Annotated in this window: 1 protein-coding gene; it reads left to right on the forward strand. The window is 56.9% G+C overall.

Annotated features, from left to right (window positions below):
* Positions 1-284: 284 nt before the first annotated feature.
* On the forward strand, positions 285-1,304 hold the full coding sequence (locus HMPREF3098_RS01375; protein ID WP_070433716.1) for a 3-isopropylmalate dehydrogenase: 1,020 nt from the start codon (positions 285-287) through the stop codon (positions 1,302-1,304).
* Positions 1,305-1,940 lie beyond the last annotated feature (636 nt).

Raw genomic sequence — 1,940 nt, forward strand, 5'->3', positions numbered from 1 at the left:
ATCAGCTTGACACAACATAGGAGCATCACGCCCGAGAGTGCAATTGTTATGGAGCCGTAACAGGGCGGGGGCTTTATGTCTCCCGCTCTTGTCAGCCCTTTATCTCTCGCTCTTCTCGGCCATTTTATCTCCCGTTCCTGTCAGCCCTTTATTTCCCGCTCCTGTCAGCCTTGGAGCAACCTCTCACCGTGTCAGTTTCTGCGGGATGCTGCGAATCCTTGCGACTTTCTCTCACCCTGACTATCGTAACGAATACCACTTAGTGAGAATTAGGAGTCCACATAATGAAACTCGCTGTGATTGCTGGCGACGGTATCGGCACTGAAGTTACTGCCGAGGCGCTGAAGGTTCTACACGCATTGCGTGACGACGTCGACATCACCGAATATGACCTCGGCGCGCGCCGCTACCTCGCTACAGGGGAGACCTTGACGGAGGAGGATTTGGCGTCGATTAAAGAACACGATGCAATCCTGCTGGGTGCGATCGGCGACCCTCGCAGTGTGCCAGCCGGTGTGCTGGAGCGCGGGCTGCTGCTGCCACTGCGTTTCAAGTTGGACCACGCAGTTAATCTGCGGCCGTCGAAGCTGTACCCCGGTGCGAGTTCGCCGCTGAAGAACCCGGGTGAGATTGATTTTGTCGTCGTGCGTGAGGGGACCGAGGGGTTGTACGCGGGCAACGGGGGCACCCTGCGCGAAGGGACGGATCAGGAAGTTGCCTGCGAGGTCAGTCAGAATACGTACTACGGGGTAGAGCGCGTGGTTCGTGATGCGTTCGAGCGCGCGACGACACGGCGTAACAAGTTGACTTGGGTACATAAGACGAATGTGCTGGTCAACGCAGGTTCTCTATGGCAGCGCGCCATCGAAACCGTGGGTGCAGAGTATCCCGGTGTGGCGGTGGATTACTGCCACATCGATGCCGCCACCATCTACATGGTCACCGACCCTGGCCGATTCGATGTCATTTGCACGGACAACTTGTTCGGCGATATTCTCACGGACTTGGCCGGAGCCGTGACGGGCGGGATTGGCTTGGCGGCTAGTGGCAACATCGATCCGTCGCGCCGGTACCCCTCGATGTTCGAGCCCGTGCACGGCTCCGCGCCTGATATTGCTGGCCAGGGCATCGCTGATCCATGTGCGGCTATCTTGTCGGTTGCTTTAATGCTTCGCCACTTGGGGGACGACGCCAACGCCGAAGCCATCGAGGCAGCTGTCTTGGAGGAAGCCTCCAGCCGCGACGGCTCTCAGGTGAAGACCGCGGAGGTGGGCGACCGTATTGCAGCGGCGGTCCGGGTGTAGGTCGTGGTTCTTTGGCCGATGGCGAGGGTTTCCCGTTGTGCAATGATCGTATTGTGGCGGCGGTTTGGGTGTGGTCCGTGGTTCTTTAGCTGGTGACGAGGGTTTCCCGTTATGCAATGATTGTATTGTGGCGGCGGTTTGAGCGTAGATCGTGGTCCGTGGTGGGGTGGGCATTGTTTCTAGTGGGCGGGAGGGTGCGAAGGTGGTTAAAGTCTCCCGTGTCCCAGCTCTCCTGCTTGGCATAGTTCCTAGGGGGGTGAGAGGCCAGCGCCAGATAAGATAAGAGGTCGGCGCCGTGAGCGGACACAGTGTTATATACAACGATCAAACATTGTTATATCCAACAATCAAGCAGTGTTATATCCAACAATCAAACATTGTTGTATACGTCAATCAAAATGTTCGCGCAGGTGCTGGTGGGGTGCGTGGTGAAAGCAGTACGGTCGTCGCGCAGACCTAACGACTTCTTCAAGCGCATTCCCTTGCTTATTTCCCGTGGAGCCGCTTCCACACGTTTACTGCCTTAACTCCCAACCAGTCAAAGCAACACACCCCCAACAGGCTGTCTCCTCACGATTATTGCTCTCACTCCCGACTGGGCAAACTGAAGTGCCCCGGGTTTTGTTCCTAGGCATT

Origin of the sequence: Corynebacterium sp. HMSC28B08 (assembly GCF_001806865.1) — a bacterium.
Classification (GTDB): Bacteria; Actinomycetota; Actinomycetes; order Mycobacteriales; family Mycobacteriaceae; genus Corynebacterium; species Corynebacterium auriscanis.

Coding starts and splice junctions, on each gene's coding strand:
- HMPREF3098_RS01375 (WP_070433716.1), top strand. CDS start 285: ATGAAACTCGCTGTGATTGCTGGCGACGGTATCGGCACTGAAGTTACT.